The 2,858-nt window shown below is 36.1% G+C and carries 2 protein-coding genes; both read right to left on the bottom strand.

What is annotated here, in order from left to right:
• A partial coding sequence (locus ACTJKA_RS19710; RefSeq protein WP_440607917.1) for a protein rep occupies nt 1-714 on the bottom strand: 714 nt, incomplete at its 3' end.
• Between the two features lie 803 nt (nt 715-1,517).
• A complete protein-coding gene (locus ACTJKA_RS19705; RefSeq protein WP_174498336.1) occupies nt 1,518-2,636 on the bottom strand; it encodes a tetratricopeptide repeat protein in 1,119 nt (372 codons plus the stop codon).
• Between the last annotated feature and the right edge of the window lie 222 nt (nt 2,637-2,858).

Here is a 2,858-nt window from a genome sequence, read left to right as displayed (position 1 = left end):
GCGCACTTCTTTTTCAATCGCTTCCGCATCGATTCCCTTTTTTCCTTTGACCCGCTGCACATGCACAATCGGTGTGTAATCCAATTTCATTGCACGCTTCCAAAGGCTTGTCCATTCTGCTTGCTTGATATAGCTTTTCCCTGTGAAATAACTTCGCTTCACTGGAATTAAGACATGGAAATGTGGATGATATGTATTCTCTTCATGGTTTTTCGTAATCTCTAAAGCTCTGAAAAAACCAAGTGTTCCAGATTTCACTTTTTTATATTGAAACAGCTTTCTAAAACCTTGCATCATATCAGTAATTGTTTGTTTTAAATGGTCGCCCTCAACATTTTTCACTGTCAACGTGAGAAATACCCATGCAGGCTTATATTGTCGATTCGCTTCTTCAACGATCAATTTATTGTGATAAGCAATTTTCAATGACCTTCGCCACGCACACATAGGGCATAACCTCACTTTACAAAAATAGGCTTGATATAATCGTAGTCTGCCCGTTTCGTTATCTCTTCTAAACGCAAGACATTCCGCACAATCACATACTTTTTCTGCCTTTTTTCCGTAGTAAGGCGCACCGGTACGCTTTTCAAGTCCTTCATAATGAGCCGCCATCAATGACGATCTCACCTTCTTCCCTCGCCAATCCCGCTTTTTACCTGTTGCGGTTTTGTCCTCAAAGATGCTATAATTCGATTCAGATGAATATAACAAAGCAAAAAACTCCTTCTGCGCTAGTTCTCTAGCATTCTATTATTTAAGATTCGACACCTTAATAATAGCAGATGGAGTTTTGTGCTGTCAAAATGCCTTTAAAGCCTTGACACCATTGAATTTAGCGCACTTTTTCAAAATGACAATGTTTCTATATGTATCAAGATAAGAAAAGACACGATTCTGACTCCGTCAAAATCGCCCAAAAAGCTGGCGGAATCGCCATCTTTTTAAAAACCAAAACCTCAAAACCTAAAAAACCAAAGAATAAACCAAATTTCCCCGCAGGGGGAGATTTTTTTTGATTTTTTAACTTCCTCTCTCTAGTATTCATATCTTAAAAAAGAATCATCCCACGACGACTAGAGCATTCAGCTAGTAGTCATTTTTATTTGACCTGACTAAACCTGACATCCATGCCATCACCCCGCCCACAAAAATGGTGGGATTGAAAAAGAAACAAACAGAAGAGCATAGAAAAAGTAAGGGCATTTCATGGCGATCAATCCGATCTTCTTGACCATTGATATTTTTAGGTTCCAATCAGCTCTAACCAGTGGAAATATCACGTTTAATCAAAAACCTAATAGTTTACGTGTTATTTCTAAGTGACTACACATGATATTTCCACAAAAAAACAGACCATAAAGGTCTGTTAATACTTTTATCATGTTGCAACTCTTGAATCTGCTAAATACTTAGTCGCAACCCTTGATGCAATATCATGACTCTCTCTAGTTTCTGAAACAAAATTTACAGAAACTAATAGTACAAGCGCACACATGACTACAGAGAAAAATCTCTTAAAACTCATACAAGCCATCGCCCCTCCGAATTTGTTTTTGAGCATCGATCATCTGTCTATAAAAAAATACAGAATCATCCAAACGCTCAAGCCTATTATAGAATTCGGCGGCTTCTAATGCCAATTCCTCCAAATAAGGAAAACCAGCTGCGTTTCTCAATTCATTCATGGCATAAAGAACATGCTCTCTATCACCCAGATCTATATACAAAGCCTTCAGCACGTTTAAAACTCGTCCAAATAAAGCATCCTCAAAAAATTGAACATATTCTAAACTCTTCTCAAAAAAAGAAACTCCAGTTTCTCTATTACCTTTTCTAAGATAAATCAGAGCTAAATCATAATAGGCTTGGATCAATTCCTTAGCTTTAATTTTTTCGCCAACCTCAACAGCACGATCAAAATAATACACTGCTTTATCGTATTGCCCCATATCATTATGACAACATCCAACATTCAACAAAGCTTTTGTAACCATCGAGTCGTTACCAAGTGATCTAGCAATCTTAAGAGTATTTTCAAAATGAACCAAAGCCTTCTCATGAGTTTTCAAATCAATATAATTTCCTGCAACAACTGTAAGACAGTTTATTTCTCGAATAACATAAGTTGAGTTGGCCGTATATGTATCATAAGCAAGTTTCACATAATACATAGACATATGAGTTTGCTTCATATGATAAAAAACTTCTGAAATTTTATAATAAAATTCTGCTCTCTCAATTTCATCTGAAACTTGTGAAAGCTTCTTTTCGGCACGTCTATAGAACGTGATAGCTCTCAAATATTCCCCTTTTGAAAACTCATACATTCCCTTAAAAAAATGAAAGTAGTATTCAAGAAGACCAGTAAGTCTCTTCCCCTGTCCTTCTACCTCCCTCAAGTAGTCAGCTTTGTTCATTCTGTTTTCAGAGGGATTTAAATAGTCCAACATCAAACGATGTCTAAACTCCATTAATTGAAAGTATAAAAGGACGTCTTGATCCTCTTCCATATCATTTAAATTTCTCTCAATTTCCGTTTTTAATATTTCAGCATCGGTCACATTGAATCGTTTTATATGGATATACCATTCGTTTATTTGAACACCAATTTGTGAAGAAGGTATATTCGCCATCATCAATCCCCCTTTGTAAATAACCATTTTTCTGTTAAATCCTAGCATAATTTCTCATAAGAGAAGGCTGTTTGCGCCACACTTTTGAAAATTTTCGGCATCTCGCAAACATTTTTTTAAATGAATTCAGCAGACAAAACGAAAAAACGCATTTAAAGCCCTTATAAGCGTTTTTGACGCATTCCCCTATTTCAATTACCTAAACAAAAATAAAAGCGCTCA

The organism is Bacillus sp. 22190, from assembly GCF_052045575.1.
Taxonomy (GTDB): Bacteria; Bacillota; Bacilli; order Bacillales; family Bacillaceae; genus Bacillus; species Bacillus altitudinis.
The sequence above is the reverse complement of the archived record's forward strand: the minus strand, read 5'-3'. Positions and strand labels throughout refer to the sequence as shown.

Coding starts and splice junctions, on each gene's coding strand:
- ACTJKA_RS19705 (WP_174498336.1), bottom strand. CDS start 2,636: ATGGCGAATATACCTTCTTCACAAATTGGTGTTCAAATAAACGAATGG.